General features: G+C 67.3%; 14 protein-coding genes. 7 read left to right on the forward strand and 7 right to left on the reverse strand.

Going from position 1 to position 14914, the window contains the following annotated elements; all coding sequences use genetic code 11:
• Position 1: 1 nt before the first annotated feature.
• The 3 genes from AC1RAD_RS26655 to AC1RAD_RS26665 form a co-directional block, all read right to left on the reverse strand.
• Positions 2 to 1360, reverse strand: a complete 1359-nt coding sequence (locus tag AC1RAD_RS26655; protein WP_492738064.1) for an alpha/beta fold hydrolase — start codon at positions 1358 to 1360, stop codon at positions 2 to 4.
• Between the two features lie 96 nt (positions 1361 to 1456).
• Positions 1457 to 2572: an acyl-CoA dehydrogenase family protein gene (locus tag AC1RAD_RS26660; RefSeq protein ID WP_095746552.1), complete on the reverse strand. Its 1116-nt coding sequence runs from the start codon at positions 2570 to 2572 to the stop codon at positions 1457 to 1459.
• 12 nt (positions 2573 to 2584) lie between these two features.
• Complete coding sequence (locus tag AC1RAD_RS26665) at positions 2585 to 3766, reverse strand: acyl-CoA dehydrogenase family protein (RefSeq protein ID WP_062482930.1); 1182 nt, start codon at positions 3764 to 3766, stop codon at positions 2585 to 2587.
• A gap of 163 nt (positions 3767 to 3929) precedes the next feature.
• Between AC1RAD_RS26665 and purN the strand changes: the two genes are divergently transcribed.
• Both purN and AC1RAD_RS26675 read left to right on the forward strand, forming a co-directional pair.
• Entirely contained in the window at positions 3930 to 4526 is a 597-nt protein-coding gene (gene purN / locus AC1RAD_RS26670) for a phosphoribosylglycinamide formyltransferase (protein WP_070062139.1), read from the forward strand.
• A gap of 38 nt (positions 4527 to 4564) precedes the next feature.
• Complete coding sequence (locus tag AC1RAD_RS26675; RefSeq protein ID WP_070062140.1) at positions 4565 to 4894, forward strand: I78 family peptidase inhibitor; 330 nt, start codon at positions 4565 to 4567, stop codon at positions 4892 to 4894.
• On the opposite strand, the gene AC1RAD_RS26680 is transcribed toward AC1RAD_RS26675, so the two are convergent.
• Positions 4882 to 5130: a DUF1653 domain-containing protein gene (locus tag AC1RAD_RS26680; protein WP_492738066.1), complete on the reverse strand. Its 249-nt coding sequence runs from the start codon at positions 5128 to 5130 to the stop codon at positions 4882 to 4884. The genes AC1RAD_RS26675 and AC1RAD_RS26680 overlap by 13 nt on opposite strands.
• A gap of 54 nt (positions 5131 to 5184) precedes the next feature.
• Between AC1RAD_RS26680 and AC1RAD_RS26685 the strand changes: the two genes are divergently transcribed.
• The 3 genes from AC1RAD_RS26685 (at position 5185) to AC1RAD_RS26695 (ending at position 9700) form a co-directional block, all read left to right on the forward strand.
• Entirely contained in the window at positions 5185 to 7038 is a 1854-nt protein-coding gene (locus AC1RAD_RS26685) for a M48 family metalloprotease (RefSeq protein ID WP_492738068.1), read from the forward strand.
• Positions 7039 to 7081: 43 nt separating this feature from the next.
• Entirely contained in the window at positions 7082 to 8353 is a 1272-nt protein-coding gene (locus AC1RAD_RS26690) for an RsmB/NOP family class I SAM-dependent RNA methyltransferase (protein WP_492738069.1), read from the forward strand.
• A gap of 132 nt (positions 8354 to 8485) precedes the next feature.
• Positions 8486 to 9700: a DesA family fatty acid desaturase gene (locus AC1RAD_RS26695; RefSeq protein WP_070062144.1), complete on the forward strand. Its 1215-nt coding sequence runs from the start codon at positions 8486 to 8488 to the stop codon at positions 9698 to 9700.
• A 164-nt stretch (positions 9701 to 9864) separates the two neighbouring features.
• On the opposite strand, the gene rpmG is transcribed toward AC1RAD_RS26695, so the two are convergent.
• From rpmG to trxB, 3 genes are all read right to left on the reverse strand, one after another.
• Positions 9865 to 10038, reverse strand: a complete 174-nt coding sequence (gene rpmG, locus AC1RAD_RS26700; RefSeq protein ID WP_007830291.1) for a 50S ribosomal protein L33 — start codon at positions 10036 to 10038, stop codon at positions 9865 to 9867.
• Between the two features lie 11 nt (positions 10039 to 10049).
• Positions 10050 to 10283, reverse strand: coding sequence for a 50S ribosomal protein L28 (rpmB, locus tag AC1RAD_RS26705; protein ID WP_007830293.1), 234 nt, complete (start codon positions 10281 to 10283; stop codon positions 10050 to 10052).
• A 258-nt stretch (positions 10284 to 10541) separates the two neighbouring features.
• Positions 10542 to 11492 carry a thioredoxin-disulfide reductase gene (trxB, locus tag AC1RAD_RS26710; protein ID WP_492738071.1) on the reverse strand — a complete coding sequence of 317 codons (951 nt, stop codon included), beginning with the start codon at positions 11490 to 11492 and terminating at the stop codon, positions 10542 to 10544.
• A gap of 180 nt (positions 11493 to 11672) precedes the next feature.
• Between trxB and AC1RAD_RS26715 the strand changes: the two genes are divergently transcribed.
• Positions 11673 to 12347 (forward strand): Crp/Fnr family transcriptional regulator, encoded by a 675-nt coding sequence (locus tag AC1RAD_RS26715; protein WP_062481025.1) that lies wholly within the window; start codon positions 11673 to 11675, stop codon positions 12345 to 12347.
• A gap of 95 nt (positions 12348 to 12442) precedes the next feature.
• Positions 12443 to 14893 (forward strand): DNA translocase FtsK, encoded by a 2451-nt coding sequence (locus tag AC1RAD_RS26720; protein ID WP_062481035.1) that lies wholly within the window; start codon positions 12443 to 12445, stop codon positions 14891 to 14893.
• Positions 14894 to 14914: the final 21 nt, after the last annotated feature.

Consider the following 14914-nt stretch of genomic DNA (forward strand, 5'->3'; position numbering starts at 1 on the left):
TTCAGTACGTCAGCTCGAGCACCGTCGCGTGCCCTTGCGCGGCGGGCCAGCTCTGGCCGGTGAGGCGCTCGCCGTTGAATTCGGCGCTGACCGTGCGCTGCGGCGCGCCGGCCGCGATGCGCAGCCGCGAGCTCGACTGCCCCGCGCCCTGGGCCGGCACGCCGGGCGGCGGGCTCTGGCCGTCGAAGTTCATCGTGTCGCGCTGCACATCGAAGTAGCCGCGCGGGCGCGTGAAGACGACCACCGCACCCGCGCCGCTCTCGGCCGGCGCCAGGCGCTCGGTCCGCAGGTTGACGACGCCGCTGCTGCGCACGAACGGGCTGCGGTAGATGTGCGTCGTGCCCTGGCCGGGCACGTCGAGCACGAACTCGTAGCGCGCCGTGGGCTGCGCGCTGAACGGACCCCAGCGGCCGTCGGCGCCGACCGTCTGCTGGTGCGCCGCCTCGCCGCGCCGCGTGCCCGAGGCCGGGTCGACCGCAAAGACCGTGACGCGCGCGCCGGCCAGCGCCAGGTTGTCCGCGCCGGTCGCGCGGCCGTCGAGCACGACCTTCGATTCCGGCGCCACCGCCGTGCTGGCCGGCGCCTGGCCGGTCAGGAAGCGCCAGGTCGCCGCGAAGGCAGAGGGCGAAAACGAGGTCTCGCGGTGGTCCACGCGCGGCAGCACGAGGTTGGTGGCGCCCTTGAGGGCCGGCCCGTCGAAGCCGATGTTCGTCGGCTGGCCCGGCGCGCCGATCCACAGGCCGTCGGGCTGGGCGTACTTGTCGTTGGTGTCCGAGCGCAGCGTGAGCCACTGCACGCCGGGCGTGACCTCGTCGCCGTTGGGTCCCTTGGGCGCATTGAGCTGCTGCATGAAGGCCGAGAGCCCCGAGAACTCGTTGTTCTCGCGCAGGCCCTTCACCTTCCAGATGCCGTGCGCCGGGTTGCCGCCCAGCACCACATGGCTCACCACGGCCGCGCCGCCGCCGTTCTGCACGTAGTTGCGGATGGTGTTGCCGCCGCGCGAATTGCCGATGAGCACGACCTTGGGCGCGCCCGTGGCCTTCAGCACTTTTTCGACCTCGGCGCGCAGGAACGCGGCCGAGTCGGCGGTGGAACTGCGCCCCGGCTGGGCCACGGCGTCGTCGTCGCGGGCCAGGGGATTCGGCTGGTCGATGGCGAAGAGTCGCTCGCGCGGCCAGCCGTTCGATTCGAAGCGCCAGATCGTGGTCTGCCACAGCGCGGCCGAGTCGCCGTTGCCGTGCATGAAGACGATGGGCGGACGCTCGGTGGAAGAGGGCGCGGAGGTGGCGCAGCCGGTCAGCAAGGTGACGGCGGTGCTTCCGGCAAGGGCCAAGGCAAGCAGGGTGCGGCGGGAAGGCATGTCTGTCTCTCTCCTGGCAGGGGGCTGGGGCCCCGCAAGTGAAAACGCCCGCCGGCGCAAGGCGGGCGGGCGTTGGATGCTATCGACAAACAGTCGTCAGGCGAAGACGCCGGCCGTGTCCTGCATGCGGGCAGAAACCTCACCCAGGTGGTGCAGCGTGTCGCCGAAGGTGAGCTCGAGCTGCGTGAGCTTGCGGAAGTAGTGGCTGCCGATGTATTCGTCGGTCACGCCGATGCCGCCATGCAGCTGCACCGAGTTCGCGGCCACGTAGCGCATCGACGTGCCCAGCTGGTACTTGGCGCGGGCCAGCGCCTGGCGGCGCTCGTCGGCCGGGGCGTTGAGCTTGAGCGTCGCGTAGTAGCTCATCGAGCGTGCCAGTTCCAGCTGCATCTTCATGTCGGCGACGCGGTGGCGCAGCGCCTGGAAGCTGGAGATGACCACGCCGAACTGCTTGCGCTGATTCATGTAGTCGATGGTGACGTCGAGCGTCTTGTCGAGCACGCCGACCGCTTCGGCGCAGGTGGCGGCAATGCCGACATCCACCGCGTATTCGAGCGCGGCCAGGCCGTCGGCCGTGACCAGCGTGGCGTCGGCCTTGTCGAACACGACTTCGGCCGCACGGCCGCCGTCCTGCGTGCCGTAGCCGCGGGCTTCGACGCCGCTGGCGCTGCGCTCGACCAGGAAGAGGGCGATCTTGCCGTCGACCTTGGCGGGCACGATGAAGGCATCGGCCTCGTCACCCACGGGCACCACGCTCTTGGCGCCGGTCAGCGAGTAGCCGTTGCCCGACTTGGTGGCCGTGGCCTCGCACACGTCGAGGCGGTAGCGCGCCTTGCGCTCCTGGTAGGCCAGCACCACGAGGGCCTGGCCGCCGGCGATGCGCGGCAGCCAGTTTTCCTTGGTGGCCGCGTCGGCGTAGCCGCCGAGCACGGCGCCGGCGATCAGCGTCTGCGCGAAGGGCTCCAGCACGATGCCGCGGCCCAGTTCTTCCATCACGACCATGCCGGCCACCGGGCCCATGCCCAGGCCGCCGTCGTCTTCGCTGATGTACAGGCCGCCCAGGCCGAGCTCGGCAAGTTCGTCCCAGGCCTCGCGCGAGAAGCCGCCCTTGGCCTCGATGCCGCGACGGCGTTCGAAGTCATAGCCCTTGTCGACCCACTTGCGAACGGCGTCGCGCAGCTGGTCCTGGTCTTCCGAAAAATTGAAATCCATGTTGGTGTCTCCTCAGCCCAGGACGGTTTGCGCCACGATGTTGCGCTGGACTTCGTTCGAGCCGCCGTAGATCGTGGTCTTGCGCATGTTGAAGAAGGTCGATGCCAGCGGTGCCAGCGCCGGGTTGCCGCCGGGGAAGTTGCCTTGCCAGCCGGCTTCCATGGCTTCGCGGATCAGCGGCAGCGAGTAGGGGCCGCCGGCCAGCATCATCAGCTCGGCGTAGCGCTGCTGGATCTCGCTGCCGCGGATCTTGAGCAGGCCGGCCACGTCCAGCGAGTTCTTGCCCGAGGTGGCGGCCGACAGCACGCGCAGCACCATCATCTCGAGGGCGACGATGTCGACTTCGAGCTTGGCGATCTCGTCGCGGAAGCGCAGGTCGTCGTACACGCCTTCGCTCTTGGCGATGCGCTTCAGGCGCTCGAGTTCGCGCTTGGCGCGGTTCACGTCGGCGATGTTGGTGCGCTCGTGCGAGAGCAGGTGCTTGGCGTAGGTCCAGCCCTTGTTCTCTTCGCCGATCAGGTTCTCGGCGGGCACTTCGACGTTGTCGAAGAACACCTCGTTCACCTCGACGCCGCCGTCGATCAGCTTGATCGGGCGCACGGTGACGCCGGGCGACTTCATGTCCAGCAGCAGGAAGCTGATGCCCGTTTGCGGCTTGCCCTCGTTGCTGGTGCGCACGAGGTTGAACATCCAGTCGCCGTGCTGGCCGAGCGTGGTCCAGGTCTTCTGGCCGTTGACGATGTACTTGTCGCCCTTGCGCTCGGCCTTGGTCTTGACCGAGGCCAGGTCGGAGCCCGAGCCGGGTTCGCTGTAGCCCTGGCTCCACCAGACTTCGCCGCTGGCGATGCCGGGCAGGAAGCGCTTTTGCTGCTCGGCGTTGCCGAAGGCCATGATCACCGGGGCCACCATGACGGGGCCGAAGGGGATGATGCGCGGCGCGCCGGCCAGGGCGGTTTCTTCCTCGAACAGGTGGCGCTGCACGGCGGTCCAGCCGGGGCCGCCGAATTCCTTGGGCCAGCCGTAGCCCAGCCAGCCCTTCTTGCCGAGGATCTTGGCCCAGCCTTGCAGATCGTCGCGCGTCAGTTCGAGCGCGTTGTGCACCTTGTGCGAAATCTCCTGGGGGAGGTTGTCCTTGACCCATGCGCGAACTTCTTCGCGGAACTTCTGTTCTTCGGGTGTGAAGCTCAAATCCATGCGTGCCTCGCTGTGTTGATCGGTCCACCGCAGACGCGGGGTGTCTCCGGAACTGCGAGTTTTAGCACGGTCGTGCTGCGATCCGGTGTCCGCGTCGCGACAAGCCCGCCGGCGCCTGGGTTGACGGGAGGCGTCGGCGGGGCACGGATAATCCCGGCCTCCCATGAAGAACATCGTGATCCTGATCTCCGGCGGCGGCTCGAACATGGCCGCCATCGTGCGCGCCGCCGAGCGCGACCGCTGGGCCGAGCGCTTCGGCGCGCGCATTGCCGCCGTCATCAGCAACAAGGCAGAGGCCGGCGGGCTGGCGCTGGCCGCATCGCACGGCATCGCGACCGCCGTGGTGCCGCATCAGGCCTTCGACAGCCGGGAGGCCTTCGACGCGGCGCTGGCCGAGGCGGTCGACGCCCACGCGCCGGCGCTCGTGGTGCTGGCGGGCTTCATGCGCATCCTGACGCCCGGCTTCGTGGCCCGCTACGCCGGGCGGCTGGTGAACATCCACCCCTCGCTGCTGCCGGCTTTTCCGGGGTTGCACACGCACCAGCGCGCCATCGAGGCGGGCTGCAAGGTGGCCGGGGTGACGGTGCACCAGGTCACGGCCGAGCTCGACCACGGGCCGATCCTGGCGCAGGCCGTGGTGCCGGTGCTGCCGGACGACACGGCCGCCACGCTGGCCGCCCGGGTGCTGTCCCAGGAGCACCTGCTGTACCCGCGCGCCATCGCTGGATGGCTGTTGGATACATTGAGTCACAAAGCTTAAAGTTGTTTATATTGTTGGGTTTTCGGGAGCACAGAACTTTGAAAACCCAATCGCTGCTGTTGACGTTGGCCACCGCGGCCCTTCTGGCCGCCTGCGCCGCTCCGGCCCCCGCGCCCGCACCGGGCGCCGCTGCGCCCGCACCCGCCGCGCCGGCCGAACCCGTCTTCCAGTGCAACGCCGAAGGCGCCCGCTTTGCCGTGGGCCAGCAGGTGACGCCCCAGCTCGAAGCCGCGGCACGTGCGCGCGCCGGCGCCGGCACGGCGCGGGTGCTCAAGCCCAACCAGGCGGTCACCATGGAACTCAACCCCGGACGGCTCAACATCAGCGTCGACGCGCGTGGCCGCGTCAAGGACGTTCACTGCGGCTGAGCGTCGATCGGGGTGAAGCGGGGCTGCGGGCGGCCGTCGATCTCGATGGTTTCCTCGAACATCGCGGCCGGCCGGACCCACAGGCCGCGGGCACCGTAGAGGGCGCGGTACAGCGTCATCGGCTCCAGCGTCTCGCTGTGGCGGACGGTGCCGATCACGTCGTACTCGCCGCCCTTGTAGTGGCGGTAGCGGCCAGGGGGCGTTTCGATCAGGGGAGGGAGGTCTTCGTCGTTCAACGGGGGCTTCTTTCTTCGGTAACAACTGTCGGATGAGTCTTTGACGGGAGTCGGATGGACCGTGCGGATTTTGTTCACCTGGTTCGCCTGAGCGAGCACGCGAGTGCGGACGACAGCGCGCGCTACCGGCGTGGCGTCGCGGCGTTCGCCGCGCTCGGCTACCTCTGGGTGCTGGCCTGCCTCGGGCTGGCGGTGGGCATTGTGGCCTGGGTGGTCGTCTCGGTGGCCGAGGGGCGTTTCAACTTCACCCGCGGCTGGCTGCTCGTGTTCGCGCTGGGCCTGTTCTGGGCGACTCTGCGTGCGCTCTGGGTGCATTTCGACGAGCCCGACGGCGAGCCGCTCACGCGCGCCGACGCGCCCGGGTTGTTCGAGGCGCTGGACCGCATCCGCGAGCGCATCAAGGGGCCGCCGGTGCACCGCGTCTACCTGGACGACAACTTCAACGCCAGCATCAGCCAGGTGCCGCGCTTCGGCCTGTTCGGCGGCGCGCTCAACTCGCTGAGCATCGGCCTGCCGCTGCTGATGATGCTGGACCGCCAGCGCTTGCTGTCGGTGCTGGCCCACGAATACGGGCACCTGCGCGGCAACCACGGCCGGTTGAGCGCCTGGATCTACCGCACGCGGCTGTCGTGGCTGCGGCTCGATGCCAGCCTGCAGCGCGACGAGGGCGTGATGGCGCTGGTGTCCCAGGCCTTCTTCCGCTGGTACTTTCCGCGCTTCGCCGCCAAGACCTTCGCACTGGCCCGCCAGGACGAATACGAGGCCGACCGCATCTCGGGCCGGCTGCTCGGCACCGCGGTGGCCGCGGCCGCGCTCACCGAAGTGGCCATCAAGGGCAACTGGTATGCCAGCGAGTTCTGGCCTTGGCACTGGGCGCGCGCCGAGCGCGAGCCGCTGCCGCCCGGCCCGTTCGCCGCCCTGCGGCAGCGCGCCCGCACGCCGCCGAGCGAGGAGTTCGCGCGCCAGGCGCTGCGCGAGGCGATGCGGCGCGTGAGCGACCTGGACGACACCCATCCCGTGCTGCGCGACCGGCTGGAAGCCTTGAACCAGAAGGCGGCGCTGCCGGCCTGGTCGCAGCGGCCCGCGCTGGACATGCTGGCTGACAAGCACAAGTGGATCGCGCATTTCGACAATGCCTGGCGCCGCGCCCACGCGGCCGACTGGAAGCAGCACCACGCGCACCGCTCGCGCATCCGCGAGCGCATCGCGGTGCTGGCGGCCCGCGGTGAGCGCAACACGCCCGACGAGATGGTCGAATGGGCCGACGCCGAGCGCCGGCTCGACCCGGCGGCGCCGGTGCGTGCGCGCTACGAAAGCGCGCTGCGGATCGCGCCGGACCACCCGGGCGCGCTGCGCGGGCTGGCCCAGATGCTGCCCGTGCGCGAGCGCGCCGAGCGCCTGGTGGTGCTCGAGCGGCTGCACCAGTCGGGCGTGGCCAGCCGCTGGTGGGCGGCCAAGAACGCCGTCGCGTCCCTCGAAGATTCCGAAGCCGGGCCGCACGACGAGCAGGGGCTCAAGCTGTGGCGCGCGCGGCTCAAGGAGGCGGAGGAGGCCGAGGCGCGCGCCTGGGAAGAGATCACCGACACGCCGTTCTTCAGCCAGATTTCGCGCCACGACCTGAACGACCACGAGCTGGGCGAACTGCGCGCCGACATCGCGCGCTGCCTGCCGGTGTCGCGGCTGTGGGTGGTGCGCAAGAACCTGCGCGAGTTCGCCTGGCGGCGGGCGTACATCGTGTTCGTCGAGGTGCCGGGGCTCGACGACGAGGATCGCTGGCACCTGTGCCGCGAACTCGAGCAGACCCTGACCCTGCCGGGGGCGGCGCTGGTGCTCTGGGCGGGGCATTCGCCCACGCTGGAAGACATCGAGCGGCAGGCCTTCGGAACCGTCTGGGTGCGCGGCGCCTGAGGCGTTTCGGCCGCGAGGCCGGCCGGCTGAGACAATCGGGGCTATGCATCCCAAAGCCCTGTTGGAGGCCACCGCCGATCTGGTCGGCCTTGTCCTGAAATTCGATCACCCGGCCGACCAGGTCGTTTCGCGCTTTTTCCGCGACCACCGCGAGTTCGGCCCGCGCGAGCGCGCGACGCTCGCCGAGACCGTCTACACCGTGCTTCGCAAGAAGCTGCTGTTCGATCACCTGTCGCCCTCGGGCAGCGGTTCGAAGGAGCGCCGCATGGCGATCCTGGGCTTTCACGGCCCGCGCGACTTCCTGAAGAGCGCGCTCAACGACACCGAAAAGCGCTGGCTCGACAACTGCGACGCCGTCAAGCCCGACGACCTGCTCGAACGCCATCGCCACAACCTGCCCGAATGGCTGGTCGCGCCGCTCAAGGCGCAGCTGGGCGACGGTTTCTGGCCGATGGTCGAGAGCCTGCAGCAGCCGGCGCCGCTCGACCTGCGCGTCAATGCATTCACCGACAAGCGGGCGGAAGTGAAGGCGGAGCTTGCGAAGGCTGCTATCAAATCGGAAGTGACGCCTTTCTCGCCCTGGGGTTTGCGCATCGACGGCAAGCCGGCGCTGACCAAGCTCGACGCGTTCGTGCGCGGCGCCATCGAGGTGCAGGACGAAGGCTCGCAGCTGCTCGCGCTGCTGCTGGACGCCAAGCGCGGCGAGATGGTGGTCGATTTCTGCGCCGGCGCGGGCGGCAAGACCCTGGCCATCGGCGCGACCATGCGCAACACCGGCCGGCTCTACGCCTTCGACACCTCGGCCCACCGCCTGGACGCGCTCAAGCCGCGGCTGGCGCGCAGCAAGCTCTCGAACGTGCACCCGGCCGCGATCGCCCATGAGCGTGACGACCGGATCAAGCGCCTGGCCGGCAAGATCGACCGCGTGCTGGTCGACGCGCCCTGTTCGGGGCTCGGCACGCTGCGCCGCAATCCGGACCTCAAATGGCGGCAATCGGCCAAGTCGGTGGCCGAACTGACGGCCAAGCAGACCGCCATCCTGCAAAGCGCGGCGCGGCTCGTGAAGTCGGGCGGCCGGCTGGTGTACGCCACCTGCAGCGTGCTGCCGGAGGAAAACGAGGCCATCGCCGAGGCTTTTGCCGCCGCGAACCCCGATTTCGTGCCCATGGATGCGGCGGAATTGCTCCAGGCGCTCAAGGTGGAGGGCGCCGAGGCCCTGTGCGCGGGCGGGAAAGACGGCCGGCGCTACCTGCGGCTGTGGCCGCATCGCCACGCCACAGACGGCTTTTTTGCCGCCGTGTGGAACCGGAAATAGGCGCGGGGCTCCAAACTAGGGTAAATCTGCGGTGTGACAGAAGGACAAAAGGCCTCGTTTTGGCCCTGACATCCTAAAATCGCGGGTTACCTGAAGGCTGCACCTTCGTGTGGCCATGGAGTACCTGACTCAATGATGCTTCCTGACTCCGCCGTTCTGAACGCGGTCATCCAATGGCTCGGACACGGCCTGTGGGACATTGCCTGGTGGCAAGTCGTGCTGTACACGCTCGTCACCACGCACATCACCATCGCAGCGGTCACGATCTTTCTGCACCGCACGCAGACGCACAAGGCGATGGACCTCGGTCCGATCCCCTCGCACTTCTTCCGTTTCTGGCTCTGGCTCGGCACCGGCATGGTGACGAAGGAGTGGGTCGCCATTCACCGCAAGCACCACGCGAAGTGCGAAACCGCCGACGACCCGCACAGCCCGCAGGTCAAGGGCATCGACGAAGTCTTCTGGCGCGGCGCTGAGCTGTACCGCAAGGAATCGAAGAACAAGGAAACGATGGAGCGCTACGGTCACGGCACGCCCGATGACTGGATCGAGCGCAACCTGTACACGCGCTACAGCTGGCAAGGCGTGGGCCTGATGCTGGTGATCAACCTGGCGCTGTTCGGCGCGCTCGGCCTGACCGTGTGGGCGGTCCAGATGCTCTGGATCCCGATCACCGCCGCCGGCATCATCAACGGCATCGGCCACTACTGGGGCTACCGCAACTTCGAGGCGTCCGACGCCAGCCGCAACATCATGCCCTGGGGCCTGATCATCGGCGGCGAAGAGCTGCACAACAACCACCACACCTACCCGACCTCGGCCAAGTTCTCGGTCAAGAAGTACGAGTTCGACATCGGCTGGGTCTACATCCAGGTGTTCCAGAAGCTCGGCTGGGCCAAGGTCAAGAAGGTGCCGCCGAAGATGCAGATGGGCGACATCCAACCCGTGGCCAACGAGAAGACGCTCGAGGCCGTCATCGCCAACCGCTACGAAGTGATGGCCGGCTACGCCCGCGAAATGCGCCGTGCGACCAGCGAGGAAATCGACGTGCTGAAGGCCAAGGGCGCCGACCTGTCGGTGCTCAAGGCGGCCAAGCGCTGGCTGCATCGCGACGACGACAAGGTGCCTGCCTCGGCGCGCACCCATCTGGTGCAGGCTCGTGCCGCGCACCCGGTGCTCGACAAGATGGTCACGATGCGCGAAGAGCTGCGCCAGCTCTGGCTGAACACCTCGCAATCGCGCGAGCAACTGGCGGCCGACCTGGCGGCCTGGTGTCACCGTGCGGAAGCCAGTGGCATCGCCGGCCTGCGCGAGTTCTCGACCCGCCTGCGCGCTGCGCGCGCCTGACGAGCCAAAGGGCCGGCGCCTCCCGCGCTGTTGCCCTCGCTCAGTGAAGAAGCCGACCTGCGGGTCGGCTTTTTTGTGTCCGCCTTTTTCTGCTTTCGCAAAAATGACAGGCAATAAAAAACCCGCTGGGTGAGCAGCGGGTTTTTTGGGAAGAGCAGGCTGAATTACTTCAGCTTGATTTCCTTGTACTCGACGTGCTTGCGTGCCTTGGGGTCGAACTTCATGATCGACATCTTTTCAGGCATCGTCTTCTTGTTCTTGCTCGTCGTGTAGAAGTGGCCGGTACCCGCGGTGGATTCCAGCTTGATCTTTTCGCGTCCGCCTTTGCTCGTTGCCATGATTCAGCTCCTTAAGCTTGGCCGCGGGCACGCAGGTCTGCGAGCACGGCATCGATACCGTTCTTGTCGATCAGGCGCAGTGCAGCGCTCGAAACGCGCAGGCGAACCCAACGGTTTTCGGTCTCGACCCAGAAACGGCGGTATTGCAGGTTCGGCAGGAACCGGCGCTTGGTTTTGTTGTTGGCGTGGGAAACGTTGTTTCCGACCATCGGGCCTTTGCCCGTTACGTCGCATACGCGTGCCATGTGGACACTCTTTCTTGAACAGCTGGCACCGGCGCAATCAGGGCGATTGCAGGGTGTTTTACAGCTTGACCTCGCCAGAAACGGGTGGCGGTACCCCGGATTTGCCGCAACCGACTCCCGGTGGGAGGTAGGCCCTATTTCGGCAAAGCCTCGGATTATAGCCCTTTCGGGCTCAGCGAGGCCGGGGACCGTCGCAGATACGGGAAATCCGGTCGCGCTGGCCGGTCGCCGGCGCCCCGTTCCCCGTGGGGATAGGCCTCAGTGCTCTTCGAGGAAGCGTTGCGCGTCCAGGGCGGCCATGCAGCCCGTGCCGGCGCTGGTGATGGCCTGGCGGTAGATGTTGTCCTGCACGTCGCCGGCCGCGAACACGCCGGGCACGCTGGTCATCGTCGCGAAGCCCTTCAGGCCCGAGCGGGTCAGGATGTAGTTGTCCTTCATTTCCAGCTGGCCCTGGAAGATGTCGGTGTTCGGGTGGTGGCCAATCGCGATGAAGCAGCCCTTGAGCGTGATCTCTTCGGTCGCGCCGGTCTGCGTGTTCTTGATGCGGATGCCCGTCACGCCCGTGCCGTCACCGAGCACCTCGTCGAGCTGGCTGTGCAGCTTCAGCACGATCTTGCCTTCGGCCACCTTCTCCATGACCTTGTCGATCAGGATCGGCTCGGCGCGGAACTTGTCGCGGCGATGCACGAGTGTGACTTTGTTTGCAATGTTGGAGAGGTACAGCGCCTCTTCGACGGCCGTGTTGCCGCCGCCGATCACGCAGACCTCTTGCTCACGGTAGAAGAAGCCGTCGCAGGTCGCGCAGGCGGAGACGCCGCGGCCCATGAACTTCTCTTCGGAATCCAGGCCCAGGTACTTGGCCGATGCGCCCGTGGCGATGATCAGCGAGTCGCAGGTGTAGGTGCCGCTGTCGCCCTTGAGCGTGAACGGGCGCTTGCTCAGGTCGACCTTGTTGATGTGGTCGAACACGATCTGCGTCTTGAAGCGTTCGGCGTGCTCGAGAAAGCGCTGCATCAGCTCGGGGCCTTGCACGCCGTGCACGTCGGCCGGCCAGTTGTCGACCTCGGTGGTGGTCATGAGTTGACCGCCTTGCGCGATGCCCGTGATGAGCAAAGGCTGGAGGTTGGCGCGTGCGGCGTAGACGGCGGCGGTGTAGCCGGCCGGGCCGGAGCCCAGAATGAGAACCTTGGCGTGTTGGGGTGCGGACATGAGTAGAAAACCTAGGATGGACGCTGCGGCAGCGTGTACATTTTCAGGGTGGTAGCGATACGTGGGGAGTATCACCGCCCGGTTCAACACCGGGTGCACGGTGTTTTCAATGCGCGCGATTGTAGTAATCCATGGGCTCAGCATCAGGATCACATCGCGCGCTGTTTCAGGGATTGATTAATGTCGATGCTGTCCAACCTTGAATTGCTTCGGCGCGTTCCATTGTTCGCGTCGTTGACGGCCTCGCAGTCCGCAAGCATTGCGGATGCGATCATCAAGAAGCGCTTCAAACGCGCCGAGGTCGTCGTGGAGCAGGGCAAGAAATCCGATGCGCTGTACATCATCCTGACCGGCCGCGCCCGCGTCACGAGCGCCGACAGCCGTGGCCGCGAGGTGATCCTGGCCACGCTGCACCCCGGCGACTACCTCGGCGAGATGAGCCTGATCGACGACGAGCCGCACTCGGCCACCGTGCGCACCGAAATCCAGTGCGACGTGCTCATGCTGGGCCGCGACGCCTTCGCGCGCTGCCTGCCCGAGAACTCCTCGATGGCCTACAACATCATGCGCGGCCTGGTGCAGCGCCTGCGCCATGCCGACCGCAAGATCGAGTCGCTGGCGCTGATGGACGTGTACGGCCGCGTCGCCCGTGCGCTGCTCGAGTTCGCCAGCCAGGACGGCATGGGGAACCTCAAGGTCCGCGACAAGATCTCCCGCCAGGACCTGGCCAAGATGGTCGGCGCGTCGCGCGAAATGGTGAGCCGCGTCATGAAGGACCTGGAAGAGCGCGGTTTCGTCCAGTCCCAGGAAGACGGCTCGGTGATCATCAAGGACCGGCTCCTGACGCTGACCTGAGCCCATAGGCCGGGCGCTTTCGGCGTCCACGGCCTTTTGTTGTAGTGTTCGGGGCGGCCGGCCTGCGTTTTTTCGGGCCGGGCGCCGTGCTTTTCATGACCTATTCGCTCCATACGCTTCAATCGTCCTCCTCTTCTTCCGCTGCCGAAGGGCAACCCGTGCGCCTGCGCGCCCTGCGCTTCGCCCACGAAATCACCTTGATCGCCGGGTTCGCAGCCCTCCTGTTCTGGCTGCTGGCGATGCTGAGCTTCACCCCGTCCGATGCCGCCTGGTCGACCTCGGGCACGGGCGGTGAGATCAAGAACTGGGGCGGCCGCATCGGCGCCTGGCTGGCCGATGGCAGCTACTTCCTTGCCGGCTATTCCGTCTGGTGGTGCCTCGCGGCCGGTTTGCGCGCGTGGCTCTCGTCGCTGGCCGGCTGGCTGCGCGGCGGCGAACCGACGCCGGCGGTCGAACAGCCCCCGCGCGGCCGCTTCAATCGCAGCCGCCTCGCTTTCTGGTTCGGCCTGGTCCTGCTGCTGTGCGCGAGCGCAGTGCTCGAATGGTCGCGCCTGTACCGCCTCGAATCGCACCTGCCGGGTTCGGGCGGTGGCGCCCTGGGCTACCTCGTGGGGCCGGCGAGCGTGCGCTGGCTGGGCTTCACGGGCTCGGCGCTGGTCGCCATCGCCGGCGGCGTGATCGGCTCGGCGCTGGTGTTCCGTTTCTCCTGGAGCCTGATCGCGGAGCGCATCGGTGCCCGTGCGTACTCGCTGTTCGAGTCGCGCCGTGAAAAGCGCGAAATGGCGGCCGACATCGCCATGGGCAAGCAGGCCGCGCGCGAACGCGCCGGTGACGAGGAAGAGCTGGCGCCCGCGCCGCGCGCCAAAAAAATGCGCCCCAGCAAGGAGGCCGCGTTCGGCGACGCCGGCCCTCTCGAGCCGAGCTTCGACGACGAAGAGGAAGAAGTCGCGCCCAAGCGCCGACCTGCATCGCCGCCGGTGCAGATCGAACCGGCGATGACCGAGGTCCCCCGCAGCGACCGCGTCGTCAAGGAGCGCCAGAAGCCGCTCTTCAAGGAACTGCCCGACAGCAAGCTGCCGCAGGTCGACCTGCTCGACGCCGCGCTGGTGCGCCAGGAAACGGTGTCCTCCGACACGCTCGAGATGACCTCGCGCATGATCGAGAAGAAGCTCAAGGACTTCGGTGTCGAGGTGCGCGTGGTGCTCGCTTCGCCGGGCCCCGTCATCACGCGCTACGAGATCGAGCCCGCCACCGGCGTCAAGGGCTCGCAGATCCTGGGCCTGGCCAAGGACCTGGCGCGTTCGCTCTCGCTGGTGTCGATCCGCGTGGTCGAAACGATCCCCGGCAAGAACTACATGGCGCTCGAACTGCCGAACGCCAAGCGCCAGTCGATCAAGCTCAGCGAAATCCTGGGCTCGCAGGTCTACAACGAGGGCAAGTCGATGCTCACGATGGGCCTGGGCAAGGACATCATCGGCAACCCCGTGGTGGCCGACCTCGCGAAGATGCCGCACGTGCTGGTGGCCGGTACCACCGGCTCGGGCAAGTCGGTCGGTATCAACGCGATGATTCTGTCGCTGCTCTACAAGGCCGAGGCACGCGACGTCCGCCTGCTCATGATCGACCCGAAGATGCTCGAAATGTCGGTCTACGAAGGCATCCCGCACCTGCTGGCGCCCGTGGTCACCGACATGCGCCAGGCCGCACACGGCCTGAACTGGTGCGTGGCCGAGATGGAGCGCCGCTACAAGCTCATGAGCAAGCTCGGCGTGCGCAACCTGGCCGGTTACAACACCAAGATCGACGAAGCCAAGGCGCGCGAGGAGTTCATCTACAACCCCTTCAGCCTCACGCCCGACGATCCCGAGCCGCTCAAGCGCGAGCCGCACATCGTGGTCATCATCGACGAGCTGGCCGACCTGATGATGGTCGTTGGCAAGAAGATCGAAGAACTCATTGCTCGCCTTGCGCAGAAGGCCCGTGCCGCCGGCATCCACCTGATCCTGGCCACGCAGCGGCCCAGCGTGGACGTGATCACCGGCCTCATCAAGGCCAACATCCCCACGCGCATCGCGTTCTCGGTGGGCTCCAAGATCGACAGCCGCACCATCCTTGACCAGATGGGCGCCGAGGCGCTGCTGGGCATGGGCGACATGCTCTACATGGCCAGCGGCACCGGTCTGCCGATCCGCGTGCATGGTGCCTTCGTGAGCGACGAGGAAGTGCATCGCGTGGTGGCCTACCTCAAGAGCCAGGGCGAGCCCGACTACATCGAAGGCGTGCTCGAAGGCGGCACGGTCGATGGCGACGGTGACGGCGACCTGCTCGGCGGTGGCGACGGCGAAAAGGACCCGATGTACGACCAGGCGGTCGAGGTCGTGCTCAAGAACCGCAAGGCCAGCATCTCGCTGGTGCAGCGCCACCTGAAGATCGGCTACAACCGCGCCGCCCGCCTGGTCGAGGACATGGAAAAGGCCGGCCTCGTGAGCGCCATGAGCGGCAGCGGCCAGCGCGAGATCCTCGTGCCCGCGCGCCAGGCGGAGTGACCCGCCGGCGCACCATCGACG

This window comes from Variovorax sp. GW823-FHT04B03 (genome assembly GCF_058796495.1).